The organism is Acidithiobacillus ferrooxidans ATCC 23270, assembly GCF_000021485.1.
GTDB classification, from domain to species: domain Bacteria; phylum Pseudomonadota; class Gammaproteobacteria; order Acidithiobacillales; family Acidithiobacillaceae; genus Acidithiobacillus; species Acidithiobacillus ferrooxidans.
The window spans coordinates 1,109,754-1,131,544 of record NC_011761.1; the positions used below are offsets into that span (position 1 = coordinate 1,109,754).

The following is a 21,791-nucleotide window of genomic DNA, read 5'->3' on the forward strand; positions in this document are numbered from 1 at the left end:
GCACGGCAATCCCTGGCCATCGGGTGGCCATATTGGGATCGAAGTGACGCTCTACGCTGGCTGATGCTGCGGCAGGAAGCCGAATTTGATCAGTTTCTTGATCCAGCGAGAAGCATTGCGCTGCACACTCAGTGCCTCATAGTCCGTATCGGCATCCCGGTAGTACTTGCCGTGTGAGAGCATGAAGTAGATGATGCGCAGCATTTTGTGGGCCAGGGCGATGATGGAGCGCTTGTGCCCCCTACGGACGACCAGACTCTGGAACTTGGAGCGCAGGGCGCAGTGGGTACGACTGGCGGCGTGGGCGCATTCGCAGAGGATCCGACGGACATACGGGTTGCCCTTGCGGGTTCGCCCACTTTTCCGTTTTCCGGCAGACTCATTGTTCCCGGGACAAAGGCCGGTCCAGGAGGCCAGTCGATCGGCGCTCCCAAAGACGCTCATGTCGTCTCCGATTTCGACCAGCAGCAAGGCAGCACCCACGGTATCGATGCCCGGCAAGGTCTGCAGGAGTTCGAGAGCATTCTTTTGCGGCTTCAAGCCCTCCAGCAGTTGGACATCGAAGCGCGCGATTTGGGCCTCCAGAGACTCGATATGGCGGAGCGTCTCGTCCAGGACAAAGCGGTGACTGGCACTCAACTCGCCTTGCAGGGCATCCAGGATCTCCTCCTGGCTGGCTTTGAGCCGTCGGCTGGCCAGTCGGAGTACGGCCTCCGGGGGACTCCCCTGAATCAGGGCCTGGATCATGGCCCGGGCCGATTGCCCATGGATATCGCTGACCACCACCCCCAGTCGAATTCCGCCATCGGTCAGCACCTTGTGCAAGCGGTTTTTCTCCGACGAGAGCATGCCCACCAGATTTTGCCGCTGTCGGGCGATCAGCCGCAGCTCCCGCAGTTGTGCCGGGGGAACGAAGGAACCCCGCAGCAGTCCGGCTCGAGCCAGGGTGGCGAGCCACTCTGCATCCCCAACATCGGTCTTGCGACCGGGGACCTGTTTGACGTGCCTGGCGTTCACGACCTGTGCCTGGATCCCCACCTTTTCCAGGGCCGCATAGGGACTCTTCCAGTAGATCCCGGTGCTCTCCATGACCACCGTATCGGGCCGATGGGAGGCACACCACAGGGCCAATGCCTTCCGGTCCTTCTGAAAAGCACCAAATTGCCGGCGCTCAATCGTAACGTTTCCGTCAGGGTCCGTGAGAATGGCACAGGCGGTGACCTGGGCCTGATGAACATCCAGTCCGATAACCCGGTGAAAGAGGGATTGCAGTTCCATAACGACGTCTCTCCAATTACTATCAAAGGGAGAGATGGCGAATGCCAGCGCCGAAATCACCAGCCTGTGGCAAGCCTCAGGCGGCCCTTTTAATGTGCGCTCTCAAGGGAGGCAATCCGGGGTACGAGTCGGCCTGGCGGGTCACGTTAGAGTCGGGATGGAATCACCAAAAACTTGCTCGACCTCAATCCGCCATCTCCTCACCCCCCATTCTCTTTCATCCTCTGGGGTGGCGCGAGTCGCAATGTCCGTTAGGGCGAAGGTAAGCCGCTGTAGCTCAACGTCCCGCCTCTCGAGCGGATTCTCGGTCGGAAGCCCTTCCTCGGAGAGCGCTAACTCCACCAATTCGTCTAGTCTCTCCGCCTGAAGAAGGAGCTGCGGAAGCGCGGCTGCAGCGTATGAGCTCTTGGCGGTGAGGGGTCGCAGACGTTCAAGGAACCTGGTCAGCGCTACCGCATCTGGCTGGAAGCGCTCCCGGAACCACGTTTCGGCGGGCTCATCGAGGAAGTGGAGGCTGTTACCCTTCAGGAGCAGTGGGCGGCCGAAATCTAGCGCGAAGCTCCGAACCGCGCTTTCGGAGGTCCCCGAAAGCTGCGCGAGCACAGAGATGGGTACTAGGGGTCGAAGAACCGCAAGCCCTTGGCAGATGAAGTTGATCTGAAAGGCCTCGAATGCCCCTGACTGATCCTGTAGCCGAGCGATGGCGGCTTCCAGCAGTTCGCCGATCGCGCGGTCGACAGTCGTAGGTTCCGGGCCGAGCTGCTTCAGCATTTCCTGAAGCGGCAGCCGTCGAGAGAGAGCCAATGCCTGCACACGCGGATTTGAGCTGCTGAGGAATGCGAATTCTGCAACATCGGCGTCGCTGGCCTCGGGATAGAAGCCACGGAGATGGCGCGCGCTTTCGCTCTTGCTGAATGGGTGAAGTTCGATTTCTTGCGCCTCGGTCGGCGCTCCAAGCCGCGAACGGCGGTGTGTTCGGCTGGTGAGTGCCAGGCGGATGCCTGCGGGTAACGGCGCCCGAATCAAGTCTCGGACGAAGCTGGTGGGCTCTCCCTGTTCTTCGGCCGCCATCTCCGCGTTATCGGCGGCGTCGATAATCAGACAGAGGCGTGACTCGGGGTTCCTCGCCGTTAGCAGCTGCGCCGCTTGGGTGAGCCGTTGGAGGAAGGCGCGCATGTACTGCTTGGTGTCCGCATGGGGGGTGGGGACCAGGGGGTGACAAAGGCCCCGGGCAGCGAGTTCGTTCGCGATCTGTACGAGTGCGTCGCGATGGCGGTGCCGGAAGTGAAGTGCGTTCCGATAGAGGCCGTCGCCAAAGCAGTCATAGAGGACTGCTTCAGAACCTGAGGGCATGGATAGGGCCAACCGGGAAGCCAGCACTGATTTTCCGACGCCTCCTTCGGCATGGATGACGACGGGGCTCTCGGCCGCGAGGAGCGTCCGGAGGATTTCCTGCTCCTGCTCGCGAGGCAGGGTGGTGTGCGTGGGGCCCCGGATGAGACAGGGCGCTGGCTGGAGCTGCTCCTCGGTAGCCTTCAGCGCACGCAAGACGTCGTGCCGGCGAATGGAAGGATTGGATTCGAATTCCGTCGTTGCCTTGCGGGTGACGAGCTCTTTCAGCTGGACCGGAGCATCATAGTCCGCATCTGGCAGGTAAGCGCTGATGTCCTGCGTCAGTAGGTTCCGCTGCGCCCAGAGGCACTCCTCGCCGCCTTCGGCGGCGAATAGGCTGAAGAATTGCGAGGCCACAGTCTCGTTTAGTCCGGTGAACTCTACGAGGGAGTGCCGCAGATCCGGGTGTCGAGCTGCGGCCCCAGACACGAGATCTGCTAAGGCTTCCTTGAGCCTCGAATCGATCGGCCGGTTCGTGGTGAACTCAAACAGGAACCGTTGCGCTATTTCGTGGACGGCATAGCGCTTGAGAAGCTCCCCATACCGTCTCGCGAAGCCCCTGATCGTCTTCTCCAGACCGCTGGCAGTCCAGGCCTCCAGGCTGCGGCGCGTCGAGTGCTTGAGTTGGACGTAGCGGACAAGCCGAGCCTCGGCTCGGCTTTCTGCGCCGTAATAGAGACCAACATCAATTAGCTGTTCGCCAGCTTCGATAACGTCTCCTGCGGCCTCGTCTACCGACGGCCCCTCAACGGTCACTGCTACTAGGTCGTTGCCCCCCGGAAGGAGTTCAAGGCATTGGCGAGCGGCCCAGAGATAGTGAAACTGATCTCCGTCCCGGCTCGGCCGGACCAAGTCTTGTCCGGCCATCTGCTACCTCCCACACAATTCTATCGGCGTTACCGTAGCATAGCGCGAATTGGTATCTCAAGATAAGACATTAGGGGTGATACCTAGGCCAGGCGGGTCTGGATCGCTGAAACCATGCGGCCCGAACACAAGTCAGCGATGGACTTCCGGGACCGCGATTACGGCACCGCTCCGAGCTCGGTTGAATGCACGGGCCGGGCGAACTATCCGTGCGCATAGGGGTCGAAAGCGCGCTTGTCTGTGTCGGAAACTGACGTTCAGTTGCCCGATGGTGCCACCGGCGCCAACCTGATCCATTGCTGACGTAGCGCTTGATGTGTTCCAGTAACGGCAATGGCCGAACTGCTGCCGGTCAAATACAGCATTCAACCAGCATCGGTTTTTTGATGTATTGTGTGATACAGCCAATTTTCAACCACAGAGATTTAATCTCGTCTCAAGCAGAAAAGTTCGATTCCAACCTCAGATTGCAAGTAGCCCTAAATATTAGCAAGAAGGCAAATGCCCAAGAGGCCACCAAAAAAGTCGATGACAAGATCGTCTCAGGGGGGTATGCCATACTGAGCTTTGCCCCTTTTTCCTTGCTCTCCACTCACCGATTTGCCCATGATGTGGCCGAAGAATTGCTGAATGGAGCACAACTCGTTGCCCGTTCTGGAGAAGATCCAATAGTGTATCTTCGGCAATGCAAGGAAAAGGGAAGAATCCTGGATCACCAGGCTTTCATCAGACCTTGGCGTTGGGAAGACATCCGGCTTCCGGAACCAACCGCACCATGGGCTTTCTAGCCCGACCCGCCCCAACCCCGATGCATTTTGCACCGGGGTTTTTCTTGGCCGGAACCCGCCGATCACCAGGTTGATCTGCCTCCACCACATACTGTATATTTGTATAGTATATTAAATCGTGTGCTCAGTCAGAAGCGTCCGGAATTCTGTCTGCTATCTCTCTCCGGAATGAATCCACGGCATATCGCCGGTTTTTCTGAAAGGAGCTTTACCCATGGAAAACGTATCCAAGTTGATGTCGGCCGTTCTCACCGCGCAAAAGGCGTTTGGCGCCGTGCTCAAGGACGCCAATAATCCGCACCTAAAGGTCAAGTACGCGTCCCTTGGGAGCGTACTGGATGCCATCAGTCAGCCCTTGCTGGATGTTGGCGTTGTCCTCCTGCAGCCTGCGGTGGATACCGGTGAGCGGGATGAAAACGGAAAGGTACATATCGCCTCCGTCCGGACCATCCTGATTCACGCCGCGAGCGGGGAATCTTTTGAAACCACGACCAGCATCCCGTTGGTCAAGGCGGATCCCCAGGGCTACGGTTCTGCGCTCACCTATGCGCGCCGGTATGCGATTCTTGGTCTCCTGGGCCTCGCCCCGGAAGACGATGATGGTCAGGCCGCCTCGCGTAGGACAGCCGCCAACGTGTCTCAGGCGCGCCCACCGATGACCATTGAGAGCGCCAAAAAGCGCATCTCCATGACAGCGCCAGACCGGCTCACCGTCGCTGAAACCGCGATGCGCGAGGCATTTAAGGATCGCCCAGAAGAACTGAAACAGGTTCTGGAAGCGATCGAAGCGCGCAAGAAGGAGGCTCCCGCCAAGGAAGCCGCCGCCAAGAGCACTGCTGCTGCAGCGTAACCATCTGATCTCCCCCAACCCCAAGTCTTCGGACCTGGGGTTTTTCTTTGCCCAGATCGAGGCAGGCCTCTGGCATTTGCCGTTGGCATTTGGCATTTGCCGGCTGCTCAGCCCTGTGACCGGATTCCTGTCTGGTACATCTCTCCGGAAATGATCGCGGCTCAGCCGCATTTCGATAGGAGAAGTGCCATGAAAAGCAAGATATTGATGAAGAAGTCCTGGGGTCAATTCGCATATCTGATCTGCACGCCGGATGAAACGGCGCGGCACGGCAAGTTTTATTCGTGCGTGACCTGCACCGCCGACGGTACTTGGACCGGTAGCAGCGACGTGGCGCCCTGGGAGTACGCCGGCTTGCGACATCTCAAGGTGAAGGACGCCAACATTCCGCCCGCCGTGAAGCGCCTTGCCGAATGGCTGGAAACCCCGGACCTGGCAGCGTAGGAGGTGCCGCATGTCTTACATCGAGCTGTTTGCGGGAGGTCTATACCCTTCCAAAAAGCGGGTGCTCAAGGTGGTTTTCAACTACGACCACCAAAAGGATCTCAGCGTGTATACCTGGTCCAGGCAAACCGGCATTGCGGATTTGTCCATACCGGATTACATCCAAATCCTGCAAAGCAGCATGCGAACCATGTGGGTTACCCCTGGTTCCAGAGAGGAGCGGGATCTGGCTTCGGCCATTTTCGTCGCAGTGGACGGCAAACGTGGTCGAATAAAGATGCAGGATGAACTCTCATCGACCATCGCGTGGGCAGAGATGCGGCACAAGGAGTGTGCGCCACATCAAGCCGCTTTTCGGTCAGCCTGTGAGGTGGCCAAGGGGATTACAGGTAGCTGGGCTTTTTGATGGGCTGATATTTATTGCCATCGGTGCAGCAATCGTTTGTTTTGACCGCCACGGCAAGAAACACTAGCCTCTACTGCAGATCCTCCCCAACCCCAAGTCTCCGGACCTGGGGTTTTTCTCTTTGGCCGGAGCCCAGCCAACGTGTGCGGAATCCTGTCCATTACTTCCCCACGGTAATTCCCGAGCAATCAACCCAATCGACAAGGAGATTATTATGAACACAAGAGAGATGTGTGTAACCGAAAACGGCCTCGACCTGGCTGCCATCAACCCCAGCAACGGGCTGCAGTTTAGCCCGAATCTGTACCGTTTTCTGAGAAAACAGGGATCCACCCGGGCGAAAACCTGGCGAGTTTTTCGCGACGGGGACAATACTCTGTGGGTTGGATTGCTGGATGATGGCTGGCTGCACGGCGCCAGGCTTATGGGGATACTCTGTTATGGCGCACGGGAGCAAGCGTGGGCGCATGTACCAGGAAGCATTGGCGACCTGCAGGAAATCCCGCAGTTCTGGGCGGACTACATGCGCATCGGGCGTTGCGCCATCGATCCGGAGCATAGGATGTCTTTCATTGGGGATGAGACGCGCTGGTTGGTGCATGGTAACGAGCGGTCCTGCCTTTGGTGTGGGAACGCGCATCAGAGGCTGGAGACCTGGGTGGAGGAGGTGCGGCACGAACGGTGGGTGACGGGGTAAAAAACGGCAATCCGTGTAATTTCCTTAAGATCTTCCTATCCAGGGGAGCCGCAAGAATTGATCTATCCAGCCCCAAGTCTTCGGACCTGGGGCTTTTCCTTGTCCCAGGCCCGCCACCAACGTGTGCGGAAACCTGTCTGGTACTTCTCCTCGGCATTTATCGCGGCATCCGCCGCTTTTTTTGATAGGAGAAGCACCATGAAATCCGTAATCAACACGGCCTCTGGCCGCACAACGATTTTTGAGGACGAGGCCGGCGTGCATGTGCGCGTCGCCCTCAACAATGGGCAGATCTGGAACGCCGCCATGTTCACCCCGGGCAAGGAAGGAGATCTGCCCAAGGCGTGGGGGGCAGCCATTGAGTTCGCCCGTTCCATCATGACCCCAGAAACTGTTGGAGGTGTGCTATGAAAGGGATCGTCTTTCTCCCCGAGATCCATTGCATCTCGGGAACGCGTAGCCTCCCCCGGAAAATTCTGGCCGCCAATGATGGTCGTGATCTGGAAAAGGTTCTGGCGTCTGCCGGAACTATCCAGGTCATTCCACGGGAGCCCTTGCGGCCGTTTCATGCGGCACGAAAGGCGGTGGAATCTGTACTCCTCGCCAAAGGAACCCGGTTTTTCGGCGGGTTCTTTGTGGATGAGGCGCTGGCCGACGCCATGAACACCCGCATGGATGAGCTCAAGGATGGCTTCGAGAAGGCCAAGGTCGAATTGATCAATGGCCTGGATGGATATATCAAGGCTCAGATCAAAGATGCGCCGGAGTGGGAGGATGTCATTCGCGCCTCCGCTCCGACTAAGGAAAATTTGATGGAAGACATCAGCTTTTCCTGGATCTGTCCGCCCGTGGATCTCACCGATCCCCAGGTGGAAGAGGCGCTAAAAGGCTCCCCTCTGTCTATCCGTATCGCCAAGGAGATGTCCCAGGCCTGCCGTGCCTGGCTTGCCGAAAAGCGTGTCGGGAAGGTTAAGGGAGTGCCTGGGATATACGTTCTTAAGGGCATCCGGGTAAAGGCGGAAGCTCTGTCCTTCGTGGATGGGCGTTTCCGTGGCTTGGTCACCGCGCTGGACCAGGTGATCAGCCAGTCGGAGTCTTCCATTGGCACGGACGGGCAAAGCGCTGCATCCATGGTGGTCAGCGGCGTTATCCGCTCGGCGGCTGATCCGGCTGAGATCTTGGCAATCGGTGATCGTGGCGAATGCCGGGTATCCGTGCCAGCACCCTTGCTGGATATGATGGAAGACGAATCGCCGGTTGAGGATGAATCGCCCGTTCTCTCCCATGATCCAGTTCCGGTTTCCGCCTGGGCATTCTGATCTCACCAACCCCAAGCTTCGGCTTTGGGGTTTTTCTTTGGGCGCCGTCCGGAATTCTGTCTGCAATGTCCCTGCGGAAATGATCCACAATAGTACAGCTTTTAGGAGAACCCTCATGAAAAAGACTAGATTCACGGTCAACGGAAAACCAGTCTATAAAACGCGGATTGGTTCACTCATCTTTAGCCATCCAGACGGCCAAAAGGAAGAAGTATGCGGGATGGGACCGATTGCCATTCTGACCGAAATGATGAACGTGATTGACGAAAACGGGCACAACATAAGGTATATCGAAAAGTTTTCAGTGGGATGGCGCGGGCAACCGGAAGATGATCATCCCTGTCCGTGCAAACGATGTCAGACCAAAGTTGCACCAGAATGGTGGCGCCCTGTCGAGCAGCGTTGATGGCGACCAGAATTCCAGAATAGGTACATGAACCCATGACCCCCCAACCCCAGTGCATTTTGCACCGGGGTTTTTCTTGGGCGGATTTCTGTCTGCTACTGTCCACTGGAATTGACTCGCACAGGAGGTGCGCCATGCTGTACGAAATTGTGATGTTGCGGGATGGAAACGGTGCCGGAACCAATCTTTTTGGTTATATCCGGCGGCACGAGAAGCAAGAATCTCCGGTGGAAACCAAGATGAGGGCAATGTTCGGTTGCTTATTGACCAGGACATTCATACTCAGCAGCCCCAAGCCAGCGAGCGTGGTGAACAGTTTGTACAACGACAAGCGGGACCCCGATTACCACAGTATTCTGCATGGTGCCAGCCGGGATATCCATACGGATCTCACAGAGAAACAAATCGGAACCAAGATGCGAAAGCTGGTGGAGTCCATCCCCGATGGCGGCGACCTGAAGCCGTACGCTTTCGATGATCTACTGAAAAACATTGGCGACAAGGCCAGCCTTTTGGCCGCCGAGAACCTGAATAAAGCCGTTTCAGGTTTGCGGTCCGCAAGTCCATCGTGGGTTTTTTGAGGGTGACGCTATGAGAATGAGGCTCCATGTTTTACTTGACTTTCACAACTGGTTCGTTTGGGGTGCCTACAAAACAGAAACGGGACAAAATATATTCTATACCAGCCTGCAACCTGGCAAGATTACTCTCACCGTGAAAACGATCAAAACGCCTATTTATCAACGTGTTTACCGGCGAGTGATGAAAGCCGGTGGCCTGGAGCAACTAATTCCACCGGTTGTGCTCGACACCAAAGATGGCGTTAGCGCGAACGATCTTTGTAAGCGCATTGTGACCGATCTCCTGCACGCCCAACCGCTTTCCAGGTTTTCCGGGCAACAGGTGGTGGAAGATACGCTGCGAAGATATGCCAAGGGCCCGTGTGTCTATGGAGAGTTCATCAATCATGAGCCCTTCACGCCAACCCAGATCACCATCCCCGATATTCAACCACAGGCGCCTTGGGCGTTCTAAAAGGAGAACACATGAAAGATATTTACGGTTTGTATTTTTTGATGTCACCGGACCTGGAAAAGGCTTTTGGCTGTTACGAATCTTCAGGTGGCGATTATATCTTCTGGGCAGGCGCAAAGCAGAGAAGCAAGGGGTGCCACTTCGGACCATGCGGAGGAGCGGTTTCTAAACGCGCCGAATCCAAGGTGCAAGCTGGCTGGAGACAGATCGTTCCAGTGGTTACCATGCACGATATAGGGAATGCAAACGCCGTCATTCTGCATGTTCTGTCTGGATTGCGAAGTTATCAGCCGTTATTCGTCGAAACCGCCGATCAACTGGTCCGCCAAAAGCTCGCCGAGCGTGGAATCCCGATCTACGGCAATTTCATGCCCAAAGAATTGGACCAGCGCAAAGGGTATACCCCACCTGAACAAACCATGCCCATCGCGCTTCCGGAGATTCATCCCGTTCAGCCCTGGGCATTCTAGCCTGATCTCCCCCAACCCCACGTCTTCGGACCTGGGGTTTTTCTTTGGCCGGCTGTCCGGATTTCTGTCCGCGATCTGTCATCGGTAATTTACGGGCGATTGGCCCATTTTGACAGGAGCAGCGTTATGAGCAATCACGAAGAGGTCACGATACGTGTACTGGAAAAACCAGAGACACAGATTCCAATTGTGGTGTACCTATCCACAAAGAAAGAATTTTACGTAATTTATCGAGCTGGCGGTTCTGCCTTTGTATATAGCGGATCCGGATTGTCCGAAAAGTGGGAAAACGAATATCGGGATTTTCTTGCCAGCGGTGGGCGTGACACATTCCTCTTTCGATTTTGCCTTGAGGATATGGGCTTGAAAACCAGCACGTTTCATCTTGCTGAGGCCATATCCAAAATTTGCGGACCGCGTGAGGAATTCCTTCAGGGAATAGCACGACTGTTCGCCAATGGAATTTTTTAGGAGAAAACCATGGGAATGCTCAGCAAGAAAGACATGGCGCACATCCGTATCAACGCTTGGTGCGATCACGCCAACGAGGTGCCTGACACCCTGCGGGCGCGATACATCCGCGTGGAGGGCATTTATCGTTGGTTGCGTCTCTCCCGGGACGAAGCGATCCGGCGATGGACCAACCTGTCGCTGGAACGCGGACAAATCGCCACCCTGGAGTATGGTGATGGTGCCATCATCGATGTGAAACGCGGATAATATTGGCTTCCCCGACCAACCCCAACCCCAAGCTTCGGCTTTGGGGTTTTTCTTTGGCCGGTACCTGTCCGGATTCCTGTCTGCTATCTCTTTCCGGAATTAACTCGCACAGTTTGCGGGAGGTTGCCCAAGCAGAAAGAAACGGCCGACATTTCGGCCACATCACTCATAGGTATTCGGGTTGTCATGCCGGAAGATGTACGCTACAAACTGGCGTTGGCATGGCAGGAAGAATGCTGTAAACGAAAGGAGTTGCATAATGAGTCAGGAAGAGCTGAGAAAACAACTGTTGGCAATGCGAGAACAGGGTCTCAAGTTTACGGATTGCGTCCATGTATTTGGGGTGCCTGTGGACACGAACACGTACGCGCTCGCGGCCAAAGCGCGTGCGGATGAGAGCTTTGACACTATGGCGCTGGATGATGATGTGGTTATTGCCGACACCACTGGCGGTGCCTGGGTATCCTGCTGGATACGCATTGAGGACAAGGATGCGAGCGAATATCGCAACACACACTTGCTCATGACCGTTGATCTGGATGAGCGCGGGGTTTTCAAGGCTCATGTGGACGACATGGATGGAAATACCATCCTGACCATGTCCAACGAGGAGGAAGAGGACGGTGAACTGAGCTTCGTGCGGGATGGCTTCATCAAACACCCCCGCGACACCGACGGACTCCTCGTCTACCTGAAGGAAATGGGCATGGCACCAGAGTCTGCATCATTGGAAATTCAAGGCTGACATAGGACCCCCCCAACCCCACGGCTTAGGCCTTGGGGTTTTTCTTTGTCCGGAAACCTGTCTGGTACTTCTCTCCGGCATTTATCGCGGCCTCCGCCGCTTTTTTTGATAGGAGAAGCACCATGAACGCAGACCTGATTTTGACCACATCCGTCCCTGCCATGATCGAAGCGCGGGAAACCATCCGGGAGAAAGTGATGGGGGCCTTCGTGCTCCTGAACGAATCCATGGGCCTGGAGAAAACCGCCTCCATGGAGCAATATTCCGTGTTGGAAAGCTTCATGTCCAGCGGCAGAGGGTATTACTTCACCTTGTCCAATCCTGGGGAATCTACCGATTCCGCCATGAAACAGGTGGACGCCAGATTCTGGCGCTCACTGTTGGACCAGTCTGGCATTCGTGCCTTTATGTCCGCGCGACGGCAAGAAGATCTGGACGGGCAAATCAGCCGGGCGGCAACCCCACCCTTCGAGATGGATGCCATCAAGGCAACATTCGCCGATTTGTATGAGAAGCGTACAGACATGATGGAGGAGGGCATCATTGATTTGTTTCGCCGCCTGTCCTGGGATTACCGGACGAATAACCCATTGTGTATTGGGCGCAAGATCATCGTTTCCAACATCATCAACTCCTATGGGAGCGTCAGCTCGAATACGGCAGACGTTCTGGACGACCTGATCCGGATTCTTTCCGTCTATGACGGCAAGCCCATTCCAGAGCACCGGAATGGCATGTACCAGGCGATGACCGAAGGACCCATGCGGGTCCGCAGCGAAGTGGAAACGGAATATTTCCACATGAAGATATACAAAAAGGGGACCGGACATATTGTTTTCCATGACAAAGCTCTGCCATTGTTGGATCAGTGCAACCGAGTGATCGCGCGCCATTATCCGCACGCTCTGGCGGCTATGGACGGGAGGGATTAAGCATGATGTTGCTTTATATCTGTATGTCTTGCGATTTCAAAAAACTGTGGGTGTATTATGAGGCGCCAGGATATCAGCATGAATACTGGGGTAATATTCATGGGGATCTTCAGAGCAAAATGCACTTCTGCCAATCCAATACCAGTCAGCACATAACTGGCAGACTGGAATCCATGTTCCCAGGCGGCTGGCGGCAAATTGTACCAGCCGTGCGAATAGAGACAAAAGCATCAGATGGCGAAGTGTTGCGCGCGATTTCCCGTGACTTGGGTAAAGAAACGCCAAAATACGCAGTCAATGCGGAAAGCGTGGTTCGCAAAACCTTGCGATCCTTTGACCAGAACGCCGCGTATGGAATATTTCCGGATGCGGAACTTTCCTTGCGAACACTGGAAAAACAGTTTATCGCCAGGCTTTTCCCCGTCGCTGACATTCCCTGGGCCTTCTAGCCTGACCCCCTCAGCCCCAGTGCATCCTGCACCGGGGTTTTTCTTCGTCATCAATCGACTTCCGCAGTGTGCGGATTCCTGTCTGGTACTCCTCCCCGGAAATTATCGGGCATTCCGCCCATTTTCGAAAGGAGAAATCCATGATTCAGGAAAAAGTGGGTAGCGACGGCCTCGTCCATCGCTACGAGAAAATTCGTGCCGGAGATCTGCGGGAGGGTATGCACCTCCTCGAAAAGATACCCGGGATCCAAACGTTGGTGGCGACTATCATCATCGCCGTCGAAACCAACCCGGTGCTGCCTGGTGAAGTGTTTATTACGCTCCCAGACCGAATGGATCCTTACGGGGACCCGATCGGCCTGGGCTTCAAGGTTAACGACATGGTGTTGGTCTCGCACACCCCGTGGCGCGAGCAGCCCACAGGAACAGCCATGAAAACCATGCTCGCGCTGGCGAGCTAAGGAGGAACCATGAAACTGATCGATGATATGGACCAGAACACCGACGCCTGGCTGGAGTGGCGTCAAAGCGGTCTGGGCGGATCCGACGCCCCGATCATCATGGGCGTCAGCCCTTTCAAGAAACCGCGCACGCTCTGGGCGGAGAAGCTGGGAGCGGAGCGGGAACCCATCAACGAGTTCCAGGAGGCCATTATGCAACGCGGCCATGACCTGGAGCCATACGCCAGGGATGCCGTGAACGACATGCTGGGGGAGTTCTTCGTTCCCATGTGTGGCGAGCACGACCAACACCCCTGGATGCTGACATCCTTTGATGGTGTCTCCGAAAATGGAGAAACCATCCTGGAGATCAAGTGCCCTGGTGAACTGGGTTACCAATCCGTTGTGGAGAGCGACCAGGTGCCAGAGCATTACTGGCCGCAAGTGCAACACCAGCTTGCGGTGTCCGGCGCTGCCCGATGCATCTTCGCCGTCTATCGACCGGAGATCAGCCCGGAGCCGCATCTGATCGAGGTGTTTCCGGATCTGGCCTATATCGAAGGACTGATCCGCATCGAGCGGGGATTCTGGGAGGCGGTTGCCAATCGGGATTTCCGACGGTACGAGGACGCCATTGACGAGGAGATGCCGGATGGCTTCGCGGCGCTGGCGGCCAAGTTCCGTTCTCTGGATGCTCAGATGGCGGCTCTCAGCGCGGAACAGGCCACGGTCAAAGCGGCGCTGCTGGAGTATCTGCCAGACCTTGGGCGTATCCAGGGGTGCGGGGTGGAGGTGTCCAAATCGTCGTCAAAGGGTCAGGTTGACTGGAAGCTCTTCCTGCAGGATCTCGGCATTGATACCAGGGAAGGTGAGCTGTATCGGAAAGAAGGGTCTATCCGTGAGTCTGTCAAGGTGATTGCCGTTGAAGAATCCACGGCAAAACCCGTCGAATGGGCCTTCTAGCCTGATCTATCCAACCCCATTGCTTCGGCTTTGGGGTTTTTCTTTGAGCGGCGTCCGGAATCCTGTCTGGTACTACCGTCTGGCAGTTCGCGGGCATCTCGCCCATTTCAACTAAAGGGAGTAGCGCCATGAAAGTGCTGATTACAGTGGATGGTGGACTAATTCAGGCTACGTACCTGGATGCAGAGGCGGAAGCTGCTGGTCTGCAGGTGGTTATCGCAGACTTCGATGTGGAAGGCACCAACACTCCGGAGGACATAGTGGAGGATCCGAACGGAGACGATGTTCTGGTCTACAAGGAAAGCTCTATCACGGGTTCTGACTATGCAGAAAAGATGTTCGCACTCGCGGAGCCCGGAGGTGCGTAATGCTGACTGCAGAGATTGACGTACTTCAAGATCCTAACAGTCCTCATATGAAAATCTGGGTGCTGCTGGTTGCGGGAGAACACGCATGGATCATGTTCGGCGGTGTGGCAGGATCAATACGTGGCAGAAGCACGTATGCTGTAACCCCAAAAGAAGGGCGAAATAAGCTGGCGACCAAGATTCACAAGTATCCAAGCCATTGGAATCGCTCGATCCTGATGGACGACCAGGTGTATCCCTCCTTGGAAGGTGCCATGGACGCCGTTATGCAAGAGGTTGCTGACAACTTCGTAATCAATGGTGGCAATGATTGGGGTATCGATGCTTTGCTCAACGAGAGGCGGGTCACCCCGTTGCGGCCCATTCCACAACCGTCCATTCCTCAGCCGCCGGATCATTCCAGGCTTGAAGCAGCGCTGGAATCCATTTCAGCCAACGCCCCCTGGGCCTTCTAACCTGATCCACCCAACCCCATCGCTTCGGCTTTGGGGTTTTTCTTTGGGCGGCATACGTGCGGAATTCTGTCTGCAACTCCTCTTCGGAATTCATCGCGGCATCCACCGCATTACATCAGGAAAAGTGCCATGATCACATTTTATATCGTTCCCGCCACAACGGATCTAGGGGGCCAATGCCGCATCGTCGCTGCCCATGGAAACATCGCCTCACCCCGGGACGACTACCGGAAAACTCCTGGCCGCTGGAAAGAAGTCGGCCTCATGAACGCTGCTGGCAGACTGGTATGCCTCCAGGCCAGCCCGGAGATCTACGCTGACATCAAGGCCTGTGAGCCACTGATGGCCGGCGTGGTTTTTCGCTATGAAGAAGAAGGAGGTCAGCCATGAAAATCAAGGTTTGCGTGGGCTGCGACGTGGCCAGCTATGCCAATGTCGAAATGGAAGCTCCAGAATTTAATTTGGAGCACATAAAGCGAAAGATGAGCGCGCTTGTCGATAACGGTGACCTGCAGTTCGAGGCGGAAGATCCTAATGGCACGGATTACCAGTCCGGGCACAGAATCGTTTACGCCAAAAATACAGAAACCGACGAAGATCTCTGCGACTTCGTGCCGTTAAATCCTGCTTATTATGAGCTTGGGCAGGACACTATGCACACCTTGCGGCAGCATCTTGAGGGGAAAATCGACGCCAACAGCCTGGTGGAAGAGCTCGTCCGACTCGCCAAGGAACACAACACCTATCCGGCGGACTTGCAAAACAAAGCGATTAACCGCGCGATTGAAAAGACAGAGGCTCAATCCCCCAAGTGGGCCTTCTAAACCGCAAGGAGCGAAACGATGAAAGGCGAAATCTATATCTTTCAGGATGTTGGACCACGAAATAAGGTCTGGATATGCCTGACCGTTTTTGATAAAGCCATGTTCCTGTATGGATCTGTCATAGGCGCTAGTCGCGTCATCAAGCGAACGCTTTCGACAAAGACCGCCATGGGCCAAATGGCAGAGAAAGCCAAGAAGTGCCCTTTGAAATGGCAGGATCAAGTCGAAGTGGATGAATCCATCACCCTGGCAAGTGCCATGGATGAGATTTTGGATCAAGTCTATGACTGTTTTCACAGACACGGCGGGGGATCGGCTGTGTCCGGCCTCCTGAAAAGTATGCGCGAAATGAGCACCGTGGCAGAGTATGCGGACAGCATCGACAGCAAGGATGCCAAATTATCGGAAGCCGTGCGGTCCATCGTGCCTCAGAGTACCTGGTCTTTCTGACCCGACCCACCCAACCCCAGTGCATCCTGCACCGGGGTTTTTCTTTGCCATCAATCAACTTCCGCAGTGTGCGGATTCCTGTCTGGTATTCCTCTCCGGAAATTATCGCGGCGTCGCCGCATTCGACAGGAGAAACACCATGAGCACAATGATGAAAGGGTTGCGGATCGCGGCTGCAGCACTGGGCCGGCGATTGGGGGTTACCGTATCCGTGGATCCATTCGCCTCCACAGCTTACACCGATGGCAAGCGGGTGGTGTTACCCGTATTGCCGATGGCTGGGCCCCAGGAACAAGAGGACTTGTTTTTGGGGCTGGTAGCTCACGAAGCATTTCATATTCGACACACCTTCCTGAAAGGGGCGTATGACGGCACTCCGCCAGATGGTGTCAACAGAACCCCTTTTATCAAGGGGCTACAAAACAGCCTGGAGGATGCTCGGATTGAAAACTTGGGTGGCAAGCAGTATCGGGGAGCCCCAAAGCTGTTGGCCAACCTCATTGACTACGGTATCCGCGCTGAGTGGTTTCCGGACGCTCCAAAGGACGATACCACGCCTGGGACTCTGGCGACGTTCGCGGTGTTGTATCGCTACCGCGCACACTTTCTGGGGCAGCACACGCTGGACACTGCCGCGACCAATTGGGAAGCGGCTGCCCGACAGGCTTTTAGTTCCGATCTTTGGGATCGGGTGTTGGTCATTGCGGACAAAGCCGTGATAGCCAAAACCTGCCATGGTCCGGAAGGCCCCTGGATTGCGGCACAGGCCATTTCCGACCTGTTGCAGGAAGCCGCAGACCAGTCCCAGCCTGAGCAAAGCCAGGATCAAGGCGGCGACCAAGGCCAAGGTAATAGCCAGGATAAAGGTCAGAGTGAAGACGACTCGAATCCAGGTGATGGCAGCGATCAAGACCAAAGTGATGGTCAAGGTGGTGGACAGGACGAACAGGATCAAAGTGACGGCCAAGGCGACAGCCAGGGTCAGAACGGCGAGGGTCAAGGCGAAGGCCACGGCAATGGATCTGACAAGGATCAGGGCCAGGGCAATAGCCAAGGTCAGAACGAAAGCCAAGGCGATGGTAATGGCCAGAATGAAGGCCAGGGTCAAGACCAGGGCCAGGGCGACAGCCAGGGTCAGAGCGACGGTGACCAACGCGATGGATCCAATGCCCAGCCCAGCGGGCCCGGCAAAGGTTGTAATCTTACTCCAGACCAGGCCGAAAATTGTCGGCAGGCGGTTGCGTCTGGAGAGGACGATATCGACAAGTCCGATATCGCCGATATGGCCGAGCAAGTCCTGCAGAAGATCGCCGCAGGACACCAGAACGAGAACATCACTGAGTCGGAACCGCGTCATCGTGTTTCCGACGCGTTCAAGGTGAAAACGTCGGCTGACATGCTCTATCGTCAAATCGCGGGGCCGCTGGAAGCCAAACTCTGGGCGCAAGCTCAGGAAGAGGTTTTCACCTCTCGAACCGGCACATCGGGCATCGTGCCTACGGCCCTGCATCGCCACGCCACCACGGGTCAGGTATTTGCCCGTCGTCTGGAAGGGGATACCCGCACCATGGCCGTCAAAGTGCTGTTGGATCTTTCCGGCAGCATGGGAGACACCAAAACGCTAGGCGCTCCTGCTCACGCTGTTTCTGCTGCGGCGATGGCATTGTCCAAGCTGTTCAGCTCCTTGGGAATCGAATACTCGATCTCCTGGTTTGGGAGCACGTACAGCAAAGGTCGTGACTTTTCTTCTGCGCCGTTACGGCAGAACGAGAAGTGGGAATTGTCCTGTCTGAGCGGAACCTGCCTGGCGCAAGCCATGAATCTGGCTGGCTCGGACCTGGTGTATTGTGACCAGGAGCGCAGGATCTTGATCGTTCTCACCGATGGTGATGCAGATGTCGTAGCCACCCAGGCCACGGACAAAGCCCTGTTGAACGACGGAGTGGATGTGAGGTACGTGCTGCTGGGCGATGCCGGACTTGCGATTACGCAGTTTGCTGGTGATCGCGCTGGCCAAGCTCCCGCAAATCAGGCGGGAAAGGCGTTGATTGACGCCTTTCGCTTGTCCGTTTGAGAAAAAGAAGCCGGGTTTCGATCTGGCTTCCTGATTTATCCCAACCCCAGTGCATTCTGCACCGGGGTTTTTCTTTGGCCGGATTCCTGTCTGGTATTCCCATTCGGAAATGATCGCGGCATTCAGCCGCTTACCTGTCAGGAGAGATATGATGAAAACACGATTTATCGCCAACGGAAAGCCTGTTTACAAGACACGCATCGGGTCGTTAATTTTTACCCATCCCGATGGGCAAAAAGAAGAAGTGTGTGGCATGCACCCCTTGTCCAGGCTGCAGGACATAGTGGATGTTTTTGATGAAACAGGCCACAACACTAAGTATATCATGAAATATGCCGTTGGGTGGCGGGGACAGCCGGAGGACGACCATCCCTGCCCTTGTGCCAGGTGCCAATTAAAAGTGGCTCCAGACTGGTGGAAACCGCGACCGGCGACGGAGCCGCCTCGCGGGCCGGGTTCCATGGCTGATGACGATCAACCAAAATCTGTTTAACGATCCCCCAACCCCACGTCTCCGGACCTGGGGTTTTCTTTATTACCGGACGTTTATCCAGTGTGCGCGGAAACCTCGCTATTCATGGCGGGGATGCAGAGCGCGCGCCGGAGCCTTCATCTTGCGTCAATGCAAAGGAAGTTAGTACACTAACTGCATACTTCCTTTTCGCGCAGAGATACATATGGAAGCAAGCCAGCGTGCGGTTCCAGCCATTTTGTTGGCCCTGACGGACGAGCAGGAAGCCCGCAACCTGAGCTGGGCGCTGTCCATACACTATGAATGCATCATCGTCTCCAGTGGCGCCGAGGCGCTGCGCCTCGCCGGTACACATCATGTGGATGCCATCATCTGCGACGCGCAACTGGAGGATATGTCGGGCGCCCAGTGCCTCTTCGACTTCCGCACCCAGCAACCGACGGCGATAAGATTTCTGTGTGGCCTGGGTACGGACTCCAGCGAGTTTGCCGACGCCCTGCATGTGGCCGCTGTCTACGAATACCTGCGCAAGCCGCTGTTCCCGGATCTGGTGGCACTGAGCCTGAAGCGGGCGATGGAATACCGTGAAATCTCCCGCGAGCATCGCCAACCCATCCACAACTTACCCAGACAACCGTTTTCCAAGGATGCCGACTCGAATCCAAGCCAAACGGAAGGTGGCACATTAAAGGAACATACGGAAAGTCTGGAACGCGGCATGGTCATCTCCGCACTGAAACGCTTCCACGGCAATCAAAGTCGCGCCGCCAAGGCGCTTGGCCTTTCCCGGGTAGGCCTGGCCAACAAAATCAAGCGTTACGCCATTGATATAGAGAGAACCTGATGCAACTGCTGACCTATCGCCATACAGGCCAACCGGCTTGGGTGAGCAGCAGACCATGAACCTGCAACAGCTTCGTTTCATCTGCGCGGTGGTGCGCCAGAACTTCAATGCGTCGGCCGCCGCCGATAGCCTGTATACCTCACAACCGGGGGTGAGCAAACAGATCCAACTCCTCGAAGAGGAGATCAATGTGGCGCTTTTCGTGCGCAAAGGGAAGCGCATCATCGGAATGACCCCGGCGGGTGAGCAGATATTCACTTTTGCACAGCGGGTAGTCGGCGATATCGAGAATATCCGAAAAGTAGGTCAGGAGTTTTCTCAGGGCGATCGTGGGGAATTTGTGATCGCCACCACCCATACTCAAGCCCGATACAGCTTGCCCAGGGCGATAAAGACCTTTACGGAACGCTACCCAGGGGTTCAGTTGCGCCTGCGCCAGGGCAATCCTACCCAGGTCGCGGAGATGCTTGCGGCGGGGGAGGCAGACGTGGCGGTCGCAACGGAGTCGTTGAATTCCTACGCGGGCCTTGTCGCCCTGCCCTGCTATCAGTGGAATCGCGTCGTTATCACACCCACCGGCCATCCGCTGCTGCAAAGCCAGCCACTGACGCTGGAAGCAGTCGCCGCCCATCCCATAGTAACCTACGACCAGGCCTTTGCAGGGCGCTCCCTGATCGACAAGACTTTCGCCAATCACGGCCTGTCCCCCAACATCGTGCTTTCCGCCATAGACTCCGATGTCATCAAGGCGTATGTGGAACTGGGGTTGGGGATAGGCATCGTCGCCCAAATGGCTTATGACCCTGTACGGGACACAAAACTGGAGGTGATCGATGCGAGTCACCTGTTCGATCCCAGCACCACCTACCTGGCCTTGAGGCAGGGAACCTATTTACGCGGGTATCTATACACCTTCATAGCGTTATACGCGCCACACCTCGATCGCAACACGGTGGATCAGGCCCTGGATTCCACAGTTGCTTCCAGGGCGTTATTGGCGCCAGGTGGTAGCGCCTGATCAAAACCTGAAGACGCCAATCACCACAACCCCGATGCATCTTGCACCGGGGTTTTTCTTTGGCCGGTGCCCGCCAACGTGTGCGGATTCCTGTCTGGTACTCCACTTCGGAAATGATCGCGGCTCCAGCCGCCCTTTTGATAGGAGAAGTACCATGGCAACGGCAACACCTACAATAGATCTTGGCGTAACCTTTGGCATCCCCGCTCTGGCCGGCAAGCAGTTTCCGGCCAAGGGTCTCACCGATCCCGGCGTTCCCGAGATCATCAGTAATTACGTGTTCCGGCTGCCCTTGCTCCGCAAGGCGCTGATCTGGATGGACGGGAAGGCTGGTCGCAGCATCTACCTCGCAGGCCCCGCCGGATCCGGCAAGACCAGCCTCGCGGAGCAGATGGCCGCGCGACTGGGGTGGATCTGCACCACACTGTCGTGCAACGTCCGTACGGAGCGCGCGGATATCGTAGGCTACATGGGACTGGACGCCGGAAGCACCCGCTTCATTCCTGGCCCTTTGGTGCGCGCGATGCGCAACGGGGAGATGATCGTGTTTGATGAAGGCGACGCATTGCCGCCTTCCATCACGATCACCCTCAACAGGGTTCTGGAGGGATCCCCCCTGGTGATTCCTGAAACGGGTGAAGTGATTCACCCGCATAAGGACTTCCGGATCGCGTTCACGGGCAACACCCGTGGACGTGGGGATGAGACGGGTACCTACAGGGCCCGCAACGTACAGGATGCGGCCGTTCTCGACCGGTTCCTGTTCCTGGAGGTTGGATATCCGACCCAGGATGAGGAAAACGACATCCTGGTCGGAAAATTCGGCACGGCCCTTCCGGATGAAATTCGGGAGATCCTGCTGAAGACCGCGCAAGAGAGCCGTGCGGCTTTCATTGGCGGCGAACTGTCCGCGCCGATCTCCACCCGGGGACTGGTTCGGATTTCCGAGTTGGTCAAGAGCGGCATTTTCAGCGCCACGAACGAGCCGCTTTGGGAGGCCATGTGCTTTGGCTTCGCAGACGGGCTGACCGAAGGAGAGAAATCTGGACTCCGCTCCATCATGAAGCTCGGATAACCCTGATCCC

Annotated in this window: 30 protein-coding genes; 28 read left to right on the plus strand and 2 right to left on the minus strand. The window is 56.2% G+C overall.

Annotated features, from left to right (window positions below):
• Positions 1-51: 51 nt before the first annotated feature.
• Together AFE_RS05990 and AFE_RS05995 are read right to left on the minus strand one after the other, a co-directional pair.
• On the minus strand, positions 52-1,278 hold the full coding sequence (locus AFE_RS05990; RefSeq protein ID WP_012606582.1) for an IS110-like element ISAfe3 family transposase: 1,227 nt from the start codon (positions 1,276-1,278) through the stop codon (positions 52-54).
• A 141-nt stretch (positions 1,279-1,419) separates the two neighbouring features.
• A complete protein-coding gene (locus AFE_RS05995; RefSeq protein ID WP_012606937.1) occupies positions 1,420-3,537 on the minus strand; it encodes an NACHT domain-containing protein in 2,118 nt (705 codons plus the stop codon).
• A gap of 314 nt (positions 3,538-3,851) precedes the next feature.
• Between AFE_RS05995 and AFE_RS06000 the strand changes: the two genes are divergently transcribed.
• From AFE_RS06000 to AFE_RS06135, 28 genes are all read left to right on the plus strand, one after another.
• The gene (locus AFE_RS06000) at positions 3,852-4,325 is read left to right on the plus strand and encodes a hypothetical protein (RefSeq protein ID WP_148208613.1); all 474 of its coding nucleotides are present in this window, start codon (positions 3,852-3,854) and stop codon (positions 4,323-4,325) included.
• A gap of 214 nt (positions 4,326-4,539) precedes the next feature.
• Positions 4,540-5,175: an ERF family protein gene (locus tag AFE_RS06005; protein WP_012606941.1), complete on the plus strand. Its 636-nt coding sequence runs from the start codon at positions 4,540-4,542 to the stop codon at positions 5,173-5,175.
• Between the two features lie 189 nt (positions 5,176-5,364).
• Positions 5,365-5,619 carry a hypothetical protein gene (locus tag AFE_RS06010; protein ID WP_012606942.1) on the plus strand — a complete coding sequence of 85 codons (255 nt, stop codon included), beginning with the start codon at positions 5,365-5,367 and terminating at the stop codon, positions 5,617-5,619.
• Between the two features lie 10 nt (positions 5,620-5,629).
• On the plus strand, positions 5,630-6,025 hold the full coding sequence (locus AFE_RS06015) for a hypothetical protein (RefSeq protein WP_012606943.1): 396 nt from the start codon (positions 5,630-5,632) through the stop codon (positions 6,023-6,025).
• A 214-nt stretch (positions 6,026-6,239) separates the two neighbouring features.
• Entirely contained in the window at positions 6,240-6,722 is a 483-nt protein-coding gene (locus tag AFE_RS06020; RefSeq protein WP_012606944.1) for a hypothetical protein, read from the plus strand.
• A 198-nt stretch (positions 6,723-6,920) separates the two neighbouring features.
• Positions 6,921-7,133: a hypothetical protein gene (locus AFE_RS06025; RefSeq protein WP_041645725.1), complete on the plus strand. Its 213-nt coding sequence runs from the start codon at positions 6,921-6,923 to the stop codon at positions 7,131-7,133.
• Positions 7,130-8,041: a DUF3150 domain-containing protein gene (locus AFE_RS06030; RefSeq protein WP_012606946.1), complete on the plus strand. Its 912-nt coding sequence runs from the start codon at positions 7,130-7,132 to the stop codon at positions 8,039-8,041. The genes AFE_RS06025 and AFE_RS06030 overlap by 4 nt, the downstream gene beginning before the upstream one ends.
• 115 nt (positions 8,042-8,156) lie before the next feature.
• Positions 8,157-8,447, plus strand: coding sequence for a hypothetical protein (locus tag AFE_RS15330; protein ID WP_012606947.1), 291 nt, complete (start codon positions 8,157-8,159; stop codon positions 8,445-8,447).
• 134 nt (positions 8,448-8,581) lie between these two features.
• Entirely contained in the window at positions 8,582-9,028 is a 447-nt protein-coding gene (locus AFE_RS06040; RefSeq protein ID WP_012606948.1) for a hypothetical protein, read from the plus strand.
• 10 nt (positions 9,029-9,038) lie between these two features.
• The gene (locus tag AFE_RS06045) at positions 9,039-9,482 is read left to right on the plus strand and encodes a hypothetical protein (RefSeq protein ID WP_012606949.1); all 444 of its coding nucleotides are present in this window, start codon (positions 9,039-9,041) and stop codon (positions 9,480-9,482) included.
• An 11-nt stretch (positions 9,483-9,493) separates the two neighbouring features.
• Complete coding sequence (locus tag AFE_RS06050; protein ID WP_012606950.1) at positions 9,494-9,952, plus strand: hypothetical protein; 459 nt, start codon at positions 9,494-9,496, stop codon at positions 9,950-9,952.
• A gap of 126 nt (positions 9,953-10,078) precedes the next feature.
• On the plus strand, positions 10,079-10,423 hold the full coding sequence (locus AFE_RS06055) for a hypothetical protein (protein WP_041645736.1): 345 nt from the start codon (positions 10,079-10,081) through the stop codon (positions 10,421-10,423).
• A gap of 9 nt (positions 10,424-10,432) precedes the next feature.
• Complete coding sequence (locus AFE_RS06060; protein WP_041645740.1) at positions 10,433-10,672, plus strand: hypothetical protein; 240 nt, start codon at positions 10,433-10,435, stop codon at positions 10,670-10,672.
• A gap of 259 nt (positions 10,673-10,931) precedes the next feature.
• Positions 10,932-11,417: a hypothetical protein gene (locus AFE_RS06065; protein ID WP_012606953.1), complete on the plus strand. Its 486-nt coding sequence runs from the start codon at positions 10,932-10,934 to the stop codon at positions 11,415-11,417.
• Positions 11,418-11,539: 122 nt separating this feature from the next.
• Positions 11,540-12,349 (plus strand): DUF4942 domain-containing protein, encoded by an 810-nt coding sequence (locus AFE_RS06070; protein WP_012606954.1) that lies wholly within the window; start codon positions 11,540-11,542, stop codon positions 12,347-12,349.
• 2 nt (positions 12,350-12,351) lie between these two features.
• Positions 12,352-12,798: a hypothetical protein gene (locus AFE_RS06075; protein ID WP_012606955.1), complete on the plus strand. Its 447-nt coding sequence runs from the start codon at positions 12,352-12,354 to the stop codon at positions 12,796-12,798.
• Between the two features lie 140 nt (positions 12,799-12,938).
• On the plus strand, positions 12,939-13,259 hold the full coding sequence (locus AFE_RS06080; RefSeq protein WP_012606956.1) for a hypothetical protein: 321 nt from the start codon (positions 12,939-12,941) through the stop codon (positions 13,257-13,259).
• Between the two features lie 9 nt (positions 13,260-13,268).
• Positions 13,269-14,201, plus strand: a complete 933-nt coding sequence (locus AFE_RS15335; RefSeq protein WP_049759443.1) for a YqaJ viral recombinase family nuclease — start codon at positions 13,269-13,271, stop codon at positions 14,199-14,201.
• 128 nt (positions 14,202-14,329) lie between these two features.
• A complete protein-coding gene (locus AFE_RS06090) occupies positions 14,330-14,569 on the plus strand; it encodes a hypothetical protein (protein WP_012606958.1) in 240 nt (79 codons plus the stop codon).
• Entirely contained in the window at positions 14,569-15,024 is a 456-nt protein-coding gene (locus tag AFE_RS06095) for a hypothetical protein (RefSeq protein ID WP_012606959.1), read from the plus strand. The genes AFE_RS06090 and AFE_RS06095 overlap by 1 nt, the downstream gene beginning before the upstream one ends.
• Positions 15,025-15,153: 129 nt before the next feature.
• Positions 15,154-15,414, plus strand: coding sequence for a hypothetical protein (locus AFE_RS06100; RefSeq protein WP_041645744.1), 261 nt, complete (start codon positions 15,154-15,156; stop codon positions 15,412-15,414).
• Positions 15,411-15,848 carry a hypothetical protein gene (locus AFE_RS06105; protein WP_012606961.1) on the plus strand — a complete coding sequence of 146 codons (438 nt, stop codon included), beginning with the start codon at positions 15,411-15,413 and terminating at the stop codon, positions 15,846-15,848. The genes AFE_RS06100 and AFE_RS06105 overlap by 4 nt, the downstream gene beginning before the upstream one ends.
• A gap of 18 nt (positions 15,849-15,866) precedes the next feature.
• The gene (locus AFE_RS06110) at positions 15,867-16,298 is read left to right on the plus strand and encodes a hypothetical protein (RefSeq protein ID WP_012606962.1); all 432 of its coding nucleotides are present in this window, start codon (positions 15,867-15,869) and stop codon (positions 16,296-16,298) included.
• 139 nt (positions 16,299-16,437) lie between these two features.
• Entirely contained in the window at positions 16,438-18,372 is a 1,935-nt protein-coding gene (locus AFE_RS16035) for a hypothetical protein (protein ID WP_012606963.1), read from the plus strand.
• Positions 18,373-18,520: 148 nt separating this feature from the next.
• Complete coding sequence (locus tag AFE_RS15590; protein WP_201763903.1) at positions 18,521-18,865, plus strand: hypothetical protein; 345 nt, start codon at positions 18,521-18,523, stop codon at positions 18,863-18,865.
• A 184-nt stretch (positions 18,866-19,049) separates the two neighbouring features.
• Positions 19,050-19,688 carry a helix-turn-helix domain-containing protein gene (locus AFE_RS06125; protein ID WP_012606966.1) on the plus strand — a complete coding sequence of 213 codons (639 nt, stop codon included), beginning with the start codon at positions 19,050-19,052 and terminating at the stop codon, positions 19,686-19,688.
• A 55-nt stretch (positions 19,689-19,743) separates the two neighbouring features.
• Positions 19,744-20,706 carry a CysB family HTH-type transcriptional regulator gene (locus AFE_RS06130; RefSeq protein ID WP_012606967.1) on the plus strand — a complete coding sequence of 321 codons (963 nt, stop codon included), beginning with the start codon at positions 19,744-19,746 and terminating at the stop codon, positions 20,704-20,706.
• 154 nt (positions 20,707-20,860) lie between these two features.
• Entirely contained in the window at positions 20,861-21,781 is a 921-nt protein-coding gene (locus AFE_RS06135) for an AAA family ATPase (RefSeq protein WP_012606968.1), read from the plus strand.
• Positions 21,782-21,791: the final 10 nt, after the last annotated feature.